Below are 19,093 nucleotides of genomic sequence, written 5' to 3'. Positions count from 1 at the left end.
TGGCGTGCAAGCATTAATCGAGTCGGTAGGTTCACTTTCGGCGCAACAAAAGAAAGCGTTGGCGGTTATGCTCAAACAGCAAGGCATCAACCTGTTTGAGATCGCCCCGGTTTTCAAACGCCAGGAAGGTGAGCCTCTTCGGCTCTCTTATGCTCAGGAGCGGCAGTGGTTCTTGTGGCAGTTGGAGCCGCAGAGTCCGGCTTACCACCTGCCGCGCGCCTTGCGCTTGAAAGGTCGCCTTGACCGGGCGGCCTTGCAGCGCAGCTTCGATAGCCTTATCGCCCGTCACGATAGCCTGCGTACTTACTTGCAGCAGGATGTCGACCAAGTGCTGCAGGTGGTCAGGCCCGAGTTGTCGCTTGAAATCGCCTTTGAAAGCGCTGATGCCGCACAGCTTGAACGGCTGGTGCAAGCAGAGATCGCCAAGCCCTTTGATCTGCTACAAGGCCCGCTGTTGCGGGTCAAGTTGTTGCAATTGGCAGCCGATGAGCACGTGCTGGTGTTGGTGTTGCACCACATCGTCTCCGATGGCTGGTCGATGCAGGTGATGGTCGACGAGTTGGTGCAATCGTACGTCGCGTACAGCCAAGGCCATGATTTTCGCCTGCCGGATTTGTCGATCCAATACCCGGACTATGCCTTGTGGCAGCGCAGCTGGATGGAGGCCGGCGAAAAAGAGCGTCAGCTGGGCTATTGGTGCGAGCAGTTGGGCGGTGAGCAACCGGTGCTGGAACTCCCGCTGGATCACCCGCGCCCGGCCGTGCAGAGCTATCGCGGTGACCGGCTCGATATGGGCCTGGACGCGGCATTGGTCGCCGGACTCAAGACGTTGGCCCAGCGCGAAGGCGTGACGCTGTTCATGTTGTTGCTGGCGTCCTTCCAGACCTTGTTGTATCGCTACAGCGGGCAGTCGGATATCCGTGTTGGTGTGCCGATTGCCAACCGCAATCGTACGGAAACCGAGCGGCTGATCGGCTTTTTCGTCAATACCCAGGTGCTCAAGGCAGACATCGACGGGCAGATGACCTTCAGTCAATTGCTGGCCCAGGTCAAGCAACGTGCATTGGAGGCCCAAAGTCATCAGGACCTGCCGTTCGAACAGTTGGTGGAGGCCTTGCAGCCCGAGCGTAGCCTGAGCCATAACCCGTTGTTCCAGGTGATGTTCAACCACCAGACCGAAGGCCGCGGGCCACGTGGCGAGCAGCAGTTGCCAGGCCTGGGCGTGGAGGCTCTGGAGTTGGGCAGCCAGAGTGCGCAGTTCGACCTGAGCCTGGATACCCAGGAATCTCCGGAAGGGATCTGGGCCTCGCTGAGCTATGCGACCGACCTGTTCGAGGCTGCGACGGTGCGGCGTATGGCCGAGCACTGGCAAATGTTGTTGCGGGCGGTGGTGGGGCGCGTTGGCAATCGTATTGCACAGCTCGGGATGCTGATTGATGACGAACAACGCAGGCTATTGCAAGACTGGAACCGCAGCGCTGCGGCGTTTGAAGACGTCGTGGGCGTGCACGGCTTGTTCCAGGCCCAGGTCCGGCAACGGCCTGATACGATTGCCCTGTGCTTGGGCAATCAGTCCATCAGCTATGCCGAGCTGAACCGTCAGGCCAACCGTTTGGCCCATCACCTGATCGACCAGGGTATTGGTCCGGAAGTGCTGGTGGGGGTGGCAGTCGAGCGTTCGTTCGATATGGTGGTCAGCCTGTTGGCGGTGCTCAAGGCCGGCGGCGCCTATGTACCGCTGGACCCGCAATACCCGCGTGAGCGGCTGATGCATATGCTTGAAGACAGCGGCGTACGCCTGGTGTTGACCCAAGCCCATATGGCGATGCCATTGCCCGAAGGCATGGCGACGGTCGATCTGGCGGATGCACGCCTGGCGCTGTGCCCTGAAAACGATCCGCAGGTGGCCGTTACCGCGCAAAACCTGGCCTACGTGATCTACACCTCGGGTTCCACTGGCAAGCCCAAGGGCGTGGCTATCCACCATGGGGCGCTGACCGAATTCTCCAGTATTGCCGCCGGTTACTCGCAGTTGACCGCCGAAGACCGCGTGCTTCAATTCGCTACCCTGAACTTCGATGGGTTCGTCGAGCAGTTGTACCCGGCGCTGACCCATGGCGCCACAGTTGTACTACGTGGCCCCGAACTGTGGGACAGCGCGCGGCTATACGACGAAATTATTGCACAGGGCATCACCCTGGCCGACTTGCCAACCGCCTATTGGAACCTGTTTCTGCTTGACTGCCTGGCCGCTGGCCCTCGCTCCTACGGTGCATTGCGTCAAGTTCATATTGGCGGCGAAGCCATGCCGCTAGACGGCCCAGCGCAATGGTTGAAAGCCGGTCTTGGCCATGTGCGTTTGCTCAACACTTACGGTCCGACCGAAGCCACGGTGGTATCGAGCGTGCTGGATTGCACCTCCGGTACTGAAACCATCGGCGCCACTGCCAGCCCGATTGGTCGCTCGCTGCCGGGCCGCGCCCTGTATGTGCTGGACCGCGACTTGAACCTGGCGCCGTTGGGCGCCGTGGGCGAGCTGTATATCGGCAGCAGCTGCGGCTTGGCGCGCGCCTATCTGAATCGCGCAGTGCTGACAGCCGAGCGTTTTGTACCGGATCCTTTCGGTGAACCCGGCGAGCGCCTGTACCGCACCGCAGACCTTGCGCGCTACCGCGCCGACGGCGTGATCGAGTACGTCGGCCGGGTTGACCATCAGGTGAAAATTCGCGGCTTTCGCATTGAACTGGGGGAAATCGAAGCGCTGCTACTGGCCCAGGCGGGCGTGCGTGAAACCTTGGTACGGGCTGTCGATAATCAGCTTGTGGCTTATCTGGTAGCCGAACAGCACGATCCCGATGCACTTAAGTCGATCCTGCGTGAACAGCTGCCGGACTACATGATGCCTGCGCACCTGATTTTCCTTGAACGCATGCCGCTGAACCCGAATGGCAAGCTGGATCGGCAGGCACTGCCGAAACCGGATGCCAGTCATTCACAACAGGTGTGGGTTGCCCCGGTCACGGAGCTGGAGCAACAGGTCGCCGCCGTCTGGGCAGACATTCTTGGGGCTGAACGGGTAGGGCTGGCCGATCACTTCTTTGAAATGGGCGGGCACTCGCTTTTGGCAATGCAGGTGGTCTCGCGCCTGCGCCATGTATTGTGCCGTGAAGTTCCATTGAAACTGGTTTTTGAGCAACCGCGTCTGGAAGGTTTCGCCACCGCTCTGCAAGCCTTGGAGGCCCATGAGGGCGAGCAGGCCCCCCCGTTGCTCGCGGTCGGTCGCGAACAACTGCTACCCCTCTCTTACGCGCAGGAGCGCCAGTGGTTTCTCTGGCAACTGGACCCTTCCAGTGCCGCGTACCATATCCCCAGTGCCTTGCGCCTCAAGGGCGCTTTGGATATTTCGGCACTGCAACGCAGTTTCGATGCCTTGGTGGCCCGTCACGAAAGCCTGCGCACCTGTGTGCAGGAACAACCGAACGGAGCGCTGCAGGTGATTCGGCCTGACGCTGCTTTGCCGATCAGGCTGGACCAGGTCGCAGAGGCTGATTTGCAGGAGCAGGTCGAAGCCGAGATCGCCCGTCCATTTGATTTGCAGCAAGGGCCGTTGCTGCGCGTGACCTTGCTGCGCCTGGCCGAGGATGATCATGTGCTGGTGCTGGTGCAGCATCACATCGTGTCCGATGGTTGGTCGATGCAGGTGATGGTCGAAGAACTGGTGAAGTTGTATGCCGCGTTCAGCCAAGGCCAGGCGCCGCAACTGCCGGATATGCCGATCCAGTATGCCGACTATGCCGTGTGGCAGCGTGCTTGGATGGAGGCCGGCGAAAAGGCCCGACAGCTGGATTACTGGCGTGACCTGCTCGGCGGTGAGCAGCCGGTGTTGGAACTTCCGTTCGATCATCAGCGTCCGGCGCAACAGAGCCATCGCGGTGCGCGGCTTGATGTGCCGCTGCCAACCGCCCTGGCTGCCGAACTCAAGGCCTTGGCCCAGGCACAGGGCGTGACCCTGTTCATGTTGCTGTTGGCGTCGTTCCAGATTTTGTTGCACCGCTACAGCGGCCAGCAGGATATTCGCGTCGGTGTGCCGATCGCTAACCGCAATCGTGTCGAGACCGAACGGCTGATCGGCTTTTTCATCAACACCCAGGTGCTCAAGGCCGAGATCGACGAGCAAACTACCGTTGCCCAGTTGCTGGCCCAGGTTAAACAGCGTGCGCTGGATGCCCAATCGTACCAGGAGCTGCCCTTCGAACAACTGGTAGAAGCCTTGCAGCCCGAGCGTAGCCTGAGCCTCAACCCATTGTTCCAGGTGATGTTCAATCACCAGGCCGAAGGGCGTCCAGGTGAAGGGCCACAGTCACTGGCCCATTTGCGCATCGAAGGACTGGTGTGGGACCGGCGTACCGCACATTTCGATCTGGACCTGGATGTTCAGGAGGGAGCGGACGGGCTCTGGGCGTCACTGGGGTATGCCACCGATCTGTTCGAGGTTTCTACCATCGAGCGCATGGCCGGCCACTGGCAGAACCTGTTGCAGGCAATGGTTACCGACCAACGGCAACCTATCAGCCAATTGAGTCTGCTGGGCCAGGTTGAGCAACAACATATCCTGCAGCTGTGGAACCAGACCGATGCCGGCTTCTCGGCCGAGCGCTTTGTTCACGAGTTGGTGGCCGACCGCGCCCGGGAAAATCCGCACGCGGTGGCGGTGAAATTCGACGCACAAACCCTGATCTATGGCGAGCTGGACCGCCAGGCCAACCGTCTGGCCCATGCGCTAATCGCCCGTGGCATCGGCCCGGAAGTGCGCGTTGCGATCGCCATGCCGCGCAGTGCCGAGAGCATGGTGGCGTTCCTGGCGGTGATGAAAGCCGGTGGCGTCTACGTGCCGCTGGACATCGAATACCCACGTGATCGCCTGCTGTACATGATGCAGGACAGCCGCGCGCAGTTGCTGCTGACCCACACCAGCGCTTTGCAGCAACTGCCGATCCCGGACGGCCTCGATAGCCTGGCGATTGATCGCACCGAGCAATGGTCAGGATTCAGCGACACTGCCCCTCAGGTGAAGCTGGACGGCGACAACCTGGCCTACGTGATCTACACCTCCGGCTCCACCGGCATGCCCAAAGGCGTGGCGGTATCCCACGGCCCGTTGGTGGCCCATATCATCGCCACCGGCGAGCGCTATGAAACCTCGCCAGCCGACTGCGAACTGCATTTCATGTCGTTCGCTTTCGACGGCTCCCACGAAGGCTGGATGCACCCGTTGATCAACGGCGCCAGCGTGCTGATTCGTGACGACAGCCTGTGGCTGCCGGAATACACCTACGAGCAGATGCACCGTCACAACGTAACCATGGCGGTGTTCCCGCCGGTGTACCTGCAACAGCTGGCCGAACATGCCGAGCGTGACGGCAACCCGCCGAAGGTTCGTGTGTACTGCTTCGGCGGTGACGCCGTCGCCCAGGCCAGCTATGACCTGGCCTGGCGCGCACTCAAGCCGACCTACCTGTTCAACGGCTACGGCCCGACCGAAACTGTGGTCACGCCACTGCTGTGGAAGGCGCGCAAGGACAACCCGTGCGGCGCCGTCTACGCACCGATTGGCACGCTGTTGGGCAACCGCAGTGGCTACGTGCTGGACTCGCAACTCAACCTGCAACCGATCGGCGTAGCAGGTGAGCTGTACCTGGGCGGTGAAGGCGTGGCCCGTGGGTATCTTGAGCGCCCGGCACTGACCGCCGAGCGTTTCGTACCGGACCCGTTCGGCAAACCGGGTAGCCGCGTGTATCGCAGCGGCGACTTGACCCGTGGCCGCCCGGATGGGGTGGTGGACTACCTCGGTCGTGTAGACCATCAGGTGAAAATCCGTGGTTTCCGGATCGAATTGGGCGAAATCGAAGCGCGCTTGCGTGAACAGGACAACGTCGGTGAAACCGTCGTAGTCGCCCAGGACGGCCCGACTGGCAAACAACTGGTGGCCTATGTGGTTCCGGCAGATGCCAACCTGGTCGATCAGGCCGAGTTCCGCGACAGCCTGCGCCGCGCCCTGAAAACCTGCCTGCCGGACTACATGGTGCCGGCGCATTTCATGCTTCTTGCCCAGATGCCGCTGACCCCCAACGGCAAGCTCGACCGAAAAGGCTTGCCGCAGCCGGACGTGACCCAGTCCCAAGGTGTATTTGTCGAGCCGGTTACCTCTTTGCAGCAGCAGGTAGCGGCCATCTGGGCCGACGTCCTCGGTGTCCAGCGGATCGGCCTCACCGATCACTTCTTTGAACTGGGTGGGCATTCACTGCTGGCCATGCAGGTCATTTCCCGACTGCGTCATTTACTAGCGCGGGAAGTCGCCCTGCGCACACTATTCGAACAGCCGCAGCTGGAAGGCTTTGTAACGGCATTGCAAGCGCTGGATAACACCATGCTGGTACCGTCGATGGTGGCAGTCTCCCGTGCCCGACCGCTGGTGTTGTCCTATGCCCAGGAACGTCAGTGGTTCCTCTGGCAATTGGAACCCGAGAGCGCGGCCTACCATGTGCCCAATGCGTTGCGCCTGAGCGGGCAGCTGGATCGCCCGGCCCTGCAGCGCAGTTTTGACGCTTTGCTCGCGCGCCATGAAGCGTTGCGCACTGTGTTTGTCACGGACGGTGAGCGCACGCTGCAGCACATCCTGCCAATCGCCACATTGCAGCTGGATTTTGCCCGGTTGGAAGATGCGTCTGCACAACAGGTACAGGCGCGGGTTGAAGCGGAAATCGCCCGGCCTTTCAACTTGCGCCAGGGCCCGTTGCTGCGGGTGACGTTGCTGCAACTGAGTGAGCAGGAACATGTGCTGGTACTGGTCCAGCATCATATCGTGTCCGATGGCTGGTCGATGCAAGTTATGGTCGATGAGCTGGTGCAACTGTACGCGGGGTTCAGCCAAAGCAGGCCGGCGCAACTACCGACGATCGCGCTGCAATACGCCGATTACGCGGCGTGGCAGCGTGGTTGGATGGACGCCGGTGAGCAGCAGCGCCAATTGGACTACTGGCGTGAACTGTTGGGCGGCGAACAGCCGGTGCTGGAGTTGCCGCTGGATCATCCGCGCCCGGCGGTGCAGAGCTACCGGGGTGCTTTGCTGGAAGTCGGTTTGGATAGCGGTCTTGTTACGGGCCTCAAAGCGTTGGCACAGCGCGAGGGCGTGACGTTGTTCATGCTGTTGCTGGCGTCGTTCCAGACCTTGCTGCATCGCTACAGCGGCCAGTCGGATATCCGCGTCGGCGTGCCGATTGCCAACCGCAATCGTGCAGAAATCGAGCGGCTGATCGGTTTCTTCGTCAACACCCAGGTACTCAAAGTTGATATCGACGGGCAGATGACCTTTGCCCAGCTGTTGCAGCAGGTCAAGCGTCGCGCCCTCGATGCCCAGGCCAATCAGGATTTGCCGTTCGAGCAACTGGTGGAAGCGCTGCAGCCTGAACGCAGCCTCAGCCACAATCCGCTGTTCCAGGTGATGTTCAACCACCAGTCCGAGGCACGTGTACCGCGTGGCGAACAACTGCCCGGCTTACGGGTGGAAGGGCTGGCGTGGGACAGCCATACCGCGCATTTCGACTTGAGCCTGGATACCCAGGAGTCGAGTGACGGTCTTTGGGCGTCGCTGACCTATGCCACCGATCTGTTTGAGGCCGCCACCATTGCGCGTCTGGCGCAGCATTGGCAGAACCTGCTGGAAGATGTGGCGCGGGATGCCGTGCAGCCTATCGGCGAACTGGCGCTGCTCAATCACCAGGAGCAGTTGCACTTACTGCAGGAATGGAACAGCGCCGCCCCTGCATGTGCGATTCAACAGGGCGTGCAGCACCTGTTCGAGCATCAGGCTCAACGGCGCCCGGATGCGGTGGCGCTGTGCCTGGGTGCGCGGTCCATGCGTTATGGCGAGTTGAATCTTCAGGCCAACCGTTTGGCCCATGCGCTGATCGCCCGGGGTGTCGGCCCGGAAGTGCTGGTGGGCGTCGCGGTGGAGCGCTCGCTTGAGATGGTGGTCAGCCTGCTGGCCGTGCTCAAGGCAGGCGGCGCCTATGTGCCGCTGGACCCGCAATACCCACGCGATCGCCTGTTGCATATGCTCGAAGACAGCGGCGTGCGGCTGGTGCTGACCCAGTCACTTATCGACATGCCGTTACCCGAAAGTATGGCGACGCTGGACCTGAGTGACGCGGATCTGGCCCCATACGCGCAGACCAATCCGCAGGTAACGGTCGATCCGCAAAACCTCGCCTATGTGATCTACACCTCCGGTTCCACCGGCAAGCCCAAAGGCGTGGCAATCAACCACGCAGCACTCACCGAATTCTCGAGTATTGCGGCAGGTTACTCGCGACTCACTCCGGATGATTGCGTACTGCAATTCGCCACGCTGAATTTCGATGGTTTCGTCGAGCAGCTGTACCCGGCGCTGACCCATGGCGCCAGGGTTGTGCTACGTGGCCCCGAACTGTGGGACAGCGCGCGGCTATACGACGAAATTATTGCCCAGGGCATCACCCTGGCCGACTTGCCAACCGCCTACTGGAATCTGTTTTTGCTTGACTGCCTGGCCGCAGGCCCTCGCTCTTATGGTGCATTGCGTCAAATTCATATTGGCGGCGAAGCCATGCCGCTAGATGGCCCGGCACAATGGTTGAAAGTCGGTCTCGGTCGTGTGCGTTTGCTCAACACTTACGGCCCGACCGAAGCCACGGTGGTGTCGAGCGTGCTGGATTGCACGTCTGGAACTGAAACCATCGGTGCCACTGCCAGCCCGATTGGCCGCTCGCTGCCGGGCCGTGCCCTGTATGTGCTGGACCGCGACTTGAACCTGGCGCCGCTGGGCGCCGTGGGCGAGTTGTATATTGGCAGCCACTGCGGTCTTGCGCGCGCTTACCTGAACCGCGCATTGCTCACCGCCGAGCGTTTTGTGCCGGACCCGTTTGGTGAAACCAGCGGGCGTCTGTATCGCACCGGCGATCTGGCGCGTTACCGCGCCGACGGCGTGATCGAGTGCGTCGGCCGCGTGGATCATCAAGTGAAAATCCGCGGTTTTCGCATTGAATTGGGGGAAATCGAAGCATTGCTGCTGGCCCAGGACGGCGTACGTGAAACGCTGGTGTTGGCCGCCGATAATCAACTGGTCGCTTATGTGGTCACCGAGCAGCAAGACGGTGAAGCACTCAAAAATGTCCTGCGTGAACAACTGCCGGATTACATGGTGCCGGCGCACCTGATCTTCCTCGACCGCATGCCGCTGAACCCCAACGGCAAGATGGATCGCCACGCATTGCCAAAACCCGACGCCAGCCAATCGCAGCAGGCCTGGGTTGCCCCAGTGACTAAACTGGAGCAACAGGTTGCAGCGGTATGGGCCGATATCCTTGGCGCCGAGCGGGTCGGGTTGACCGATCACTTCTTTGAGATGGGCGGCCACTCGCTGCTGGCGATGCAGGTCATCTCACGCCTGCGCAACCTGTTGGGCCGGGAAGTGGCGCTGCGAAATTTGTTCGAACAGCCGCGACTGCAAGGGTTTGTCGCCGCGCTTTCGACCGACAGAGGCAGGCCACTGGCACCGGCGTTGGTTGCGGTCGGGCGCGATCAGCCCTTGCCGCTGTCCTATGCCCAGGAGCGCCAATGGTTCCTCTGGCAACTGGACCCGCACAGCGCGGCCTATCATGTGCCGAGCGCTCTGCGCCTGAAAGGGCGCCTTGACCTGCCGGCACTGCAGCGCAGTTTTGACACCCTGGTAGCGCGTCACGAAAGCCTGCGAACTTACCTTCAGCAGGACGGTGAGCGTGTTGTGCAGGTGATCGCCGTGCAGGCCAGCGTCGAGGTCGCCCGGGTCGACATCGGCGCATCAGCGATCCGTACCGAAGTGGAGTCGCAGATCGCGCAGCCTTTCGACCTGACTCAGGGGCCGCTGATGCGGGCGAGCCTTCTGCGTGTGGCCGAAGACGATCATGTGCTGGTGCTGGTGCTGCATCACATCGTTTCCGATGGCTGGTCGATGCAGGTCATGGTCGATGAGTTGGTGCGGCTGTACGCCGCCTTCAGCCTGGGCCAGGCGCCGCAATTGCCGGCGTTGCCGATCCAGTATGCTGACTATGCCGTGTGGCAGCGCCAGTGGATGGAGGCGGGCGAGAAAGCCCGCCAGCTGGAGTACTGGTGCGGCCTTCTGGGCGGTGAACAACCGGTACTGGAGCTGCCGCTGGATCACGCCCGCCCGAGTCAGCAAAGCCATCGCGGCGCGAGCCTGGACATCCAAGTGCCGCCTGCGCTGGTGACGGCGCTGCGCGCGCTTGCCCAGCGCGAGGACGTGACCTTGTTCATGTTACTGCTGGCGTCGTTCCAGACCCTGTTGCATCGTTACAGCGGTCAGTCGGATATCCGCGTGGGCGTGCCCGTGGCCAACCGCAACCGCGTGGAAACTGAACGGCTGATCGGCTTTTTTGTCAACACCCAGGTGCTCAAGGCCGATATCGATGGCCAACAGACGGTTGCTCAGTTGCTCGCCCAGGTCAAACAGCGTGCGCTGGACGCCCAGGCCCATCAGGACTTGCCCTTCGAGCAGTTGGTGGAAGCCTTGCAGCCTGAGCGCAACCTGAGTTTCAACCCATTGTTCCAGGTGCTGTTCAATCATCAGACCCAAACCAGTGGCCGCGACGAAGGTGAGCAATTACCCGGCCTGCACGTCAGTGGCCTGGAGTGGGACAATCATACCGCCCAGTTTGATCTGAGCCTCAACACCCACGAGTCCGCCGAAGGGCTTGCCGCCTCGCTGACTTACGCCACGGACCTGTTCGAGCTCGCCACATTGGCGCGCATGGCGGCCCATTGGCTGAACCTGCTCAATGGCATGGCCCGTGATGCCCAGCAGCGTATCGGCCAGTTACCGTTGCTCGACCCTCAGGAGCAGCAAGCAGCCGTCCACGATTGGAATTCCACCGCGCGAGAATACCCGTTGCAACGTTGCGTGCATCAGTTGATCGAAGAACAGGTCGTCCGCACACCGGATGCACCTGCACTGGTGTTTGGTCAACAGTGCCTGGACTACGCCGAGTTGAACCAGCGCGCCAACCGACTCGCCCATCGCTTGATGGAAGCCGGTGTGGGCCCGGATGTGCTGGTGGGGCTGGCGGTTGAGCGCTCCATCGAAATGGTCATCGGCTTGTTGGCAGTACTCAAGGCTGGCGGTGCTTATGTGCCGCTGGACCCTGAATACCCGCGCGAGCGGCTGGCTTATATGCTGGAAGACAGCGGTGTGAAACTGTTGCTGACCCAGGCGCATTTGCTTGAACAGTTACCGATTCCAACCGGTTTGGAGACCCTGGTGCTGGGCGGATCTGTGTTCGAACGCTATAGCGAGGAAAACCCGGGCATCGTTTTGTACGGCGAAAACCTCGCCTACGTGATCTACACCTCCGGTTCCACCGGTCAGCCCAAAGGCGCCGGAAACCGTCATTCGTCACTGACCAACCGGCTGTGCTGGATGCAGGAAGCCTATGGTCTGAATGCCCGCGACAGCGTGCTGCAAAAAACGCCGTTCAGTTTCGACGTGTCGGTGTGGGAGTTCTTCTGGCCACTGATGACCGGCTCGCGGCTTGTCGTCGCCGCGCCGGGGGATCACCGCGATCCGCAAAAGCTGGTCACGCTGATCAATGCGCAGCGCATCACCACGTTGCACTTCGTGCCCTCGATGTTGCAAGCGTTCCTTCAGGATTCGGCGGTTGCCAGCTGTCACAGCCTGCAGCGCATTGTGTGCAGCGGCGAGGCGCTGCCCGTGGATGCCCAGCAGCAAGTCTTCGCCAAATTGCCGCAGGCCGACCTGTACAACCTGTATGGCCCGACCGAAGCAGCCATCGACGTGACCCACTGGACCTGCCGCGACGAAGGTCGCGACACGGTGCCGATTGGTGAGCCCATCGCCAACCTGCGCACTTATGTGTTGGACGCTGAATTGGCACCCGTGCCGGCCGGCGCCGCCGGGGAGCTGTACCTCGGCGGCGCGGGCCTGGCACGCAGTTATCACCGCCGTCCGGCGCTGACCGCCGAACGTTTCGTTCCTTGTCCGTTCCACAACGGCGCGCGCCTGTATCGCACTGGTGATCGCGTGCGCCAGCGTGCAAATGGCATTATTGAATACCTGGGCCGTCTCGATCATCAGGTCAAGCTGCGCGGTTTGCGTATCGAGCTGGGAGAAATCGAAGCACGTCTGCTTGAACTCCCGATTGTGCGTGAGGCCACCGTGCTGGCAGTCGATGGCAAGCATCTGGTGGGTTACCTGGTGCTGCAACAGGCCGGCGACGATTGGCGCGAGCGGTTGAGCGCCTATCTGGCCAGTCACGTGCCGGACTATATGGTCCCGGCGCAGTGGGTATTGCTGGAACACATGCCCCTGAGCCCCAACGGCAAGCTGGATCGCAAGGCCCTGCCCAAACCGCAAGTGAGCGGCCGCGATTACGTTGCGCCACAGACCGGACTGGAGCATCAGCTTGCCGCGGTGTGGGCGCAGGTGCTGGAGGTGGAGCGTGTGGGGTTGCACGACAACTTCTTCGAACTGGGCGGCCACTCGTTGCTGGTGTTGTTGCTCAAGGACCGCATCCAAAAGGCCTGCGGTGCCATGCTCGCCGTCAATCAGCTGATGCTGCACCCGACGATCGCAGGCCAGGCGCGCTGTATCGAGGGGGATGTCGGTGGCTCGTTGATCGTCAGGCTCAACAGCCAGACCCAGGGCACGCCGCTGTACCTGTTTCACCCAAGCTTTGGCTCGGTGCATTGTTACAAGGCTATCGCCCTGGCATTGCGTGAGCAGCGTCCGGTGTTGGGTGTGATTTGTCGGACCCTGGTGGAAGAGGGCGTTGAGGTGCCGACCTGGGCGCAGATGGTCGAGGACTACACCCAACAGCTGTTGCTGGCCCAGCCCCACGGCGCCTTCCGTCTGGGCGGCTGGTCACTGGGCGGCAACCTGGCGATGGAGGTGGCGTACCGCCTGGAGCAAGCTGGCCGGACCGTGGAATTGCTGGGCTGGATCGACGCGCCGCCGCCTGCACGCTTTACTGCATTCTGGCAGGAGGGCGCTGGGGTGGCCGAGCGAGCGATTTCCGCCTCCGAGCGCCGCGTGCAATTGTTGGCTGTGATGTTCCCGGCGTATGCCGAGCAGATCCAGAACGTCTGGCAGATGGCTGCCGGCGAGCAGGACGAGCAGTGGCAACGTGTGTCCGAGTGGGCCGAACTGACCCTGGGCGACAGCTTCCGCATACTCAAGGATGAGTTGCAAGGCGGCGGCGAGACGGAGCGTTCCTGGGCGCTCAAGCAGGTGCTGGACGAGCGCCTGCAAGACGCCGACTACCGTGCGATCAAGGCTCCGGTCAATTGCTGGTGGGCCGCCCTGAGCGAAGGCGGTATTCACCAGGCGCTGATTGAGACCGGCATGCGCGAAGTGATTGGCGAGTCAGGCATCCAGCGCTCGGTGGTGATCGACACGACACACCACCGGATCGTGGACAACGCCGAGTTCATCAGCAGTTTTGTCTCGGCAATGGAGTAAGCGGCTGCGGTAACAGACGCCCCTGGTCAGTGATGACCAGGGGCGTTTTGCTATCTGATGTGCCTCACGCCGGCTCCTTTGGGTATACGCATTTTCCGTAGGCGCCGGCTTGCCGGCGAAAAACGCCCAGGCACCGCATTCACTCAGGCATGGACAAAGGGTACAAAAAAGCCCCTGCTCACGTGGTGATCAGGGGCTTTTTTGGGGGGGGCGGGCTTAGAAGTCCCAGCGTGTGGTGACCATTACGTTGCGTGGGTCGCCAGGGTAGGCCGAGTCATAGAAACCGATGTTGGTGTAGTAGTGCTTGTCGAACAGGTTGTTGACGTTGAGGGTGGCCGAAAGGTTTTCAGTCACTTGGTAGCGGGTCATCAAGTCAACTATCCAGTACGGGTCCTGGGTGAACTTCTCGGAGCGGCCACCACCTGGGTAGCCCCAGTTGTTGACGGTCTGCCAGCCGGCGCTCTGCCAGCGTGCGCCGCCACCAATGGTGAGCTTGTCCAGGTTGCCCTGCAGTTTGTAGGTGGTATAGAAGCTCACCTGATCTTCCGGTTCCCAGGTGGCAACCTTCTTGCCATCGTCATCGCGGGCGATCTTGTGGGTGTAACCCGCTTGCAGTTGCCAGCCTCGGGCGAGTTCGCCGGAGATTTCCGCTTCGTAGCCCTTGGTCTTGGTCTTGGTGCCGATGTACGAGAAGTCGACGCCTGGCTGGGAGTTCCAGGCCGTATCGGCAAGCGGACGGTTTTCTTCGTGCACTTCGAAGTAAGCGAGGCTGGAGTTCAGGCGGCCTTCGAAAAATTCACCCTTGAGGCCCAGCTCATAGTTCTTGCCTTCGTTCGGGTCGAGCATGGTACGGGTACGTGTGCGGTACTGGGTTTGTGGCTGGAAGATTTCGGTGTAGCTGGCATACGCGGTGAAGTTGTCGTTCAGGTCAAACGTCAAGCCGGCGTAGGGCACTACCTTGCCGCTTTCCTGGGTGTCGCTGGTACCGGTGACCTGATAGTTGGCGATACGTGAGCCGAGTAACAGGTGCAGCTCATCCGTCAGGCTGAAGCGGCCAGTCACATAGGTACCGGTCTGGCGGGTGGTTTCGTCATTGATCTTGGTGGCAGTCCACAGCGGCTCTATGGCCTGGCCGTGCCAGTTGTAGAAGTCATAGGAGTTGTTGAAGTAGGTGGACGCCGTGTAGTCCTTGGCTTTCCATTTGGAGATGGAAAGGGACTGGCCGATCACCAGTTCGTGTTCGCGGCCGAACAGCTCGAATGGCCCCGAGGCGTACACATCGAGGCTGTCGCTGGTGGTGTCGCCGACGTATTTGCGCGCATAAATGGAGCTGGCCGTGGCGGAATCCTGGGAAATGTAACCCAGGGGCGCGTTATAGCCGTTGATCTGGTGGTTGTACTGGCCTTTGGTGACCCAGCCATTGTCGAACGTATGTTCCAGGGTGGCGAACGCAGTGCGGCTGTACTGCTCCCATGAGCCCCATTTTGGGCCGTTGTTGAACGAACGCGGCAGGTCCAGCTTGTTGCCGGTAGCATCGAAGATGGTGCGTGTGCCCGTCCAGCTGGAGCCTTTCGGGTCGCTGTCCTGGTAGTCGGCGCCAACGGTCAGCAGGGTGTTTTCGTCCAGGTCGAATTCGAGGATGCCGTAAAGCACACCGGTCTTGCGTGAATAGTGGTCAAGGAACGAGTGTTTGTCCTGATAGGCCGCAACGGCACGGCCACGCACGTTACCGGTTTCGGTCAGTGGGCCGCTGACGTCGACCTGGGAGCGATAGTTATCCCAGGAGCCGGCGCCTAACTCGATACTGCTCTTGAATTCCGAGGTCGGCTTTTTGCGAATCAGGTTGATCGTACCGCCCGGGCCGCCGGCGCCGGTGAGCAGGCCGGTGGCGCCCTTGAGCACCTCGACGCGGTCGTAGATCGCCATGTCGGTCAGGGTCTGGCCGGCCGAGTATTGGGCGTCGCGCAAGGTCGGAATACCGTCGTACTGGAAGTTGACGATAGAGAAACCACGGGAATAGTAGTTGGTGCGCTCGGTGTCATAGGTCGACACGGTGATGCCCGGGGTATGGCGCATCACGTCATCGATAGCGTTAAGCCCGAAATCATCCATCACCTGACGCGTCACCACCGAAATCGACTGCGGCGTTTCCCGTGGCGTCAGCACCAGGCGTGTCGCCGTGGCGATGGTCCCCGGAGTATACGAACCGGTGCCTTCTGTCACGGTGCCCAGCTGGTTGGCCGTGACCTGCGTTGTCCCCAGCTCCAGCCCCGAAGACGCGATCGCGCTGATGGTGATCGTGTTGCCTTGCAGGCCATAACTGACGCCGGCGCCAGTGAGCAGGGTGGCGATGGCCTTGTTGGGCTCCTGCTTGCCCTTGACCGCGGTGCTGTTCTTGCCTTGCACATCAGTCGGGCTGTATAGCACCTGCAGGTTGGTCTGGCGACCAAACTCCTGCAGCGCCGTCCCCAACGGCTGTGCGGGAATGTCGATCTCGATCTCCTGGGCCTGCACATAACTCGCCATGGGCAGGGACACCGCGAGGGCAAGTGCGCAAGGCTTGAGGTCGAAGTTCAGTGCCCGTCGCATGGATAGCGCTTTGCTCAGGGGGCTGAGACCGAGTCGTACTGACATGGATGCGTTCTCTTCTGTGTTTTTAGGTTGACAGTTTATAGGTGCTTATTGAGGTCAATTCTCATTACCACTAGTGAGACGTTCCTACCTGCAGAAACCGGAAAAGAAATTCACGCGGGTTCCATTTCATGCACCACCTGGCCCGCACTTAAGCGCACCAACTGGTCGGCAATATCGAAATAACGGTCGTCATGACTGATCACAATGATGGTCTTGCCCAGACGCTTGAGGTCTGGCAGCAGCTCGGTATAGAAGACGCGGCGGAAGGCCGGGTCCTGGTCGGCGGCCCATTCGTCGAACACCAGCACCGGGCGTTCTTCCAGCCAGGCATTCACCAGGGCCAGGCGTTTGCGCTGCCCGGTAGAGAGGTCGGTGGTGCTGAACACGCCGTCCTTGACGCTGACCTTGTGCGCGATTTCCAGGCGTTCCAGGTACTTGGCGGCGCTGTCCAGCGATTGAGTGGCACTGCCTTGGACCAGGTCATCGAACAAGTAGTAGTCGGCGAATACCGTAGTGAACAATTGGCGGTAGTCGTCGCGTGCCGGGTCGGTCACGGTTTCGCCGTTGAGACGAATTTCGCCGGCGTGGGGTTGATACAGGCCCAGCAACAGCTTGATCAGCGTGGTCTTGCCGCAACCGTTCTCGCCGACGATAAACACGATATCGCCCTGCTTGATGCTCAGGTTGATCGGCCCCAAGTGGAACGGCTGGCTGCCTTGTACTGGCGGCGGGCTGTAGCTCACGCCGCGCAATTCCAGGCTGTGCACCACGGGTGTGGGCGCTTCGCTGCCGTCCATCAGCAAGTGCGGCTCGGGGGAGGAGAAGCGTTCGGACAGTTCGGTAATGCGTGCAAACGCGATGCGTGCCTTGCCGATGATCGGCAGGTAACCCACCACATGTTCCAGCGGGCCCTTCATGTACAGCAGCACCAGCACGAAACCTGTGATCACCGCCGGGTCCGGGTTTGGGTTGTAGGCTTGCATCGCCAGGGCCAGGCCGATGACGACGAAAAAGAGCATCGAGCCGAAGGTCTTGGCGACAATATAGATGTTCACCGAGCGCACTTGGATGTCGCTGATGCGGTCGGCGGTTTCCTGGATGCGGTGAGTGTTCATGCGGTAGCGGCGCGGTCGATGGATGCGCAGCTCCTTGGCGCCTGAGGCGATTGCCGAATAGTAGCGTTGCAGCTCGTCTTCCTGATCACGGGCCTCGTCGAAGCCACGAATGCCTTTTGCGCCGGCAATGAACTGCACGCTGCTGCCAATGATGATTGCCACCACCATCATCAGGAACATCGGCACCGACAGGTAAGCCAGGTAGCCAAGGCAACCCAGCGTCACGGTTGTTGCGATGGCCAGCGGGGTGAAGGCGAAGGAGAAATCGCTGATAGTGTCGACGTCATGGGTCAGTACCGGGATAAGACGGTGAGAGCGATACTGTTCGATCTGTTCGATGGGCGCTGACAGCACTTTTTCGCCGAGATCCTTGCGCAGGGCGGCGATGATCCGCTGGCCCACATAATTGGTGCCGATATCGGAGACGATTGAGCTGGTCAGGGCCAATAGGCAAAGGGCGGCGAAGGTCAGGATCACTCCCTGTGTCATACCGGTGGATGAGTGCAAGGCAGTATTGATGGTCGCCAACAGCAACGTGATGGCCAGGCCACCCGCCATACCGAGGGCGACGGAGACCGTCACAATGGTGCGAAAGGGCCTGAGCAATGCGAGCAAACCTTTGAAGGCGCCGCGCTTGGGGTCGGTCATAAATACTTCCCGGAAAATGAAAAAGTGGGGGCTGGGCACACAGACCCTTACCCATGACAAACGAAGCATCGGCGTGACTATTTAGCTCGGTGCGCCAGGCGGTGGCAGTGAGCGATAAATTGCCTGGGGCCTGGTTCGTTCTTGTTGTGTAGGCGCACGCGTATCGACGCTGTGCGTGGCCCTTTGAGCGAGAGCGAAACAAATGACGAAAAAGAACCTGGTGTATGTCTGGTCCCTGAGAAATGCCGCTGCCGACAAGGCCGGGCAGCCGGTGGCCTACAAGGACCACGAGCGCTACATGAAGTCGGTGCTGGAGTTTCTGGTGGGCTCGCTCAATGACACGCCGCTGGGCGAGGTCTACAACCTGGTGGGCGTGGTGTATGACGACGATGAGCAAAACCCGCGCGACCAGCAGTTGGTAGCGGACTATGGCTTCGCCTACACGCCTGGCCGCCAGTGGTTGTACCCGGCGGATTTGCGCGTGCAGGGCAAGTTGGTCAATGACCTGCTGCTGAGCGTGCCATCCACCTATCGCCGGCTGCCACGGGGCAGCGCCGAACATATCGCTGGCAAGCAGGATTTCGAGCGGCGCCTGCATGACACCCTGGTGGAGTTGAAGGCCGACATCGTGGTGCTTGACGGTTTGCTGGTGATCCTCGATGAACTGGTGCGTCCGGGCGCGCCGTTTGCGCGGCGCATCATGAACATTCATCCGGGCATCACCCGTATCGAATCGCCTTACGAACGCCGTGGGGCCTATGCCACCTGGAATGCACTGTACGGTGCGCGTGGGCAGGCGATTACCGACTGGGCGACCAAAGCGACTCAGGCGTGCGAGCCGTTGTATTGGACCGGCGCGTCGTTCCACTACGTGGATAACGGTATCGATTCGGGTGAGGTGTTCCACGACGTGCTCAAGACCGAGATTTCGCCCGAGGACACCATCCTTGAACTGCGCTGGAACAACTTCAACAACAGCCTGTTCCCGGCGCTGCATGAAGGCTTGGAGCTGTTGGCCAAACAAGGCTGAAAACACTCCAAAGGCGGGCACGAACCTTGTAGGAGCGAGCTTGCTCGCGAAAAACGTCAACGATGACGCGTGCTTCCTGAGTAAATGCGGCGTCTATGA

At 60.9% G+C, this 19,093-nt stretch carries 4 protein-coding genes; 2 read left to right on the top strand and 2 right to left on the bottom strand.

The annotated features are described in order from the left end of the window. The first annotated feature begins 4 nt into the window (after positions 1-4). Complete coding sequence (locus tag JFT63_RS04735) at positions 5-13,567, top strand: non-ribosomal peptide synthase/polyketide synthase (RefSeq protein WP_332875217.1); 13,563 nt, start codon at positions 5-7, stop codon at positions 13,565-13,567. Between the two features lie 216 nt (positions 13,568-13,783). On the opposite strand, the gene JFT63_RS04740 is transcribed toward JFT63_RS04735, so the two are convergent. After that, on the bottom strand, positions 13,784-16,156 hold the full coding sequence (locus tag JFT63_RS04740; protein WP_269835565.1) for a TonB-dependent siderophore receptor: 2,373 nt from the start codon (positions 16,154-16,156) through the stop codon (positions 13,784-13,786). Between the two features lie 155 nt (positions 16,157-16,311). Beyond that, positions 16,312-17,964 carry a cyclic peptide export ABC transporter gene (locus JFT63_RS04745; RefSeq protein WP_198843572.1) on the bottom strand — a complete coding sequence of 551 codons (1,653 nt, stop codon included), beginning with the start codon at positions 17,962-17,964 and terminating at the stop codon, positions 16,312-16,314. 202 nt (positions 17,965-18,166) lie between these two features. Between JFT63_RS04745 and JFT63_RS04750 the strand changes: the two genes are divergently transcribed. Further along, positions 18,167-18,994, top strand: a complete 828-nt coding sequence (locus JFT63_RS04750; protein WP_198706826.1) for a N(5)-hydroxyornithine transformylase PvdF — start codon at positions 18,167-18,169, stop codon at positions 18,992-18,994. Positions 18,995-19,093: the final 99 nt, after the last annotated feature.

This window comes from Pseudomonas sp. MF7453, assembly GCF_016405455.1.
GTDB classification, from domain to species: Bacteria; Pseudomonadota; Gammaproteobacteria; order Pseudomonadales; family Pseudomonadaceae; genus Aquipseudomonas; species Aquipseudomonas paralactis.
This window is presented reverse-complemented; position numbering and strand designations above follow the sequence as displayed.

Bases quoted from the DNA above. Each gene is read 5' to 3' on its own strand.
- JFT63_RS04740 (WP_269835565.1), bottom strand. From the start codon at position 16,156: ATGCGACGGGCACTGAACTTCGACCTCAAGCCTTGCGCACTTGCCCTC.
- JFT63_RS04745 (WP_198843572.1), bottom strand. From the start codon at position 17,964: ATGACCGACCCCAAGCGCGGCGCCTTCAAAGGTTTGCTCGCATTGCTC.
- JFT63_RS04750 (WP_198706826.1), top strand. From the start codon at position 18,167: ATGACGAAAAAGAACCTGGTGTATGTCTGGTCCCTGAGAAATGCCGCT.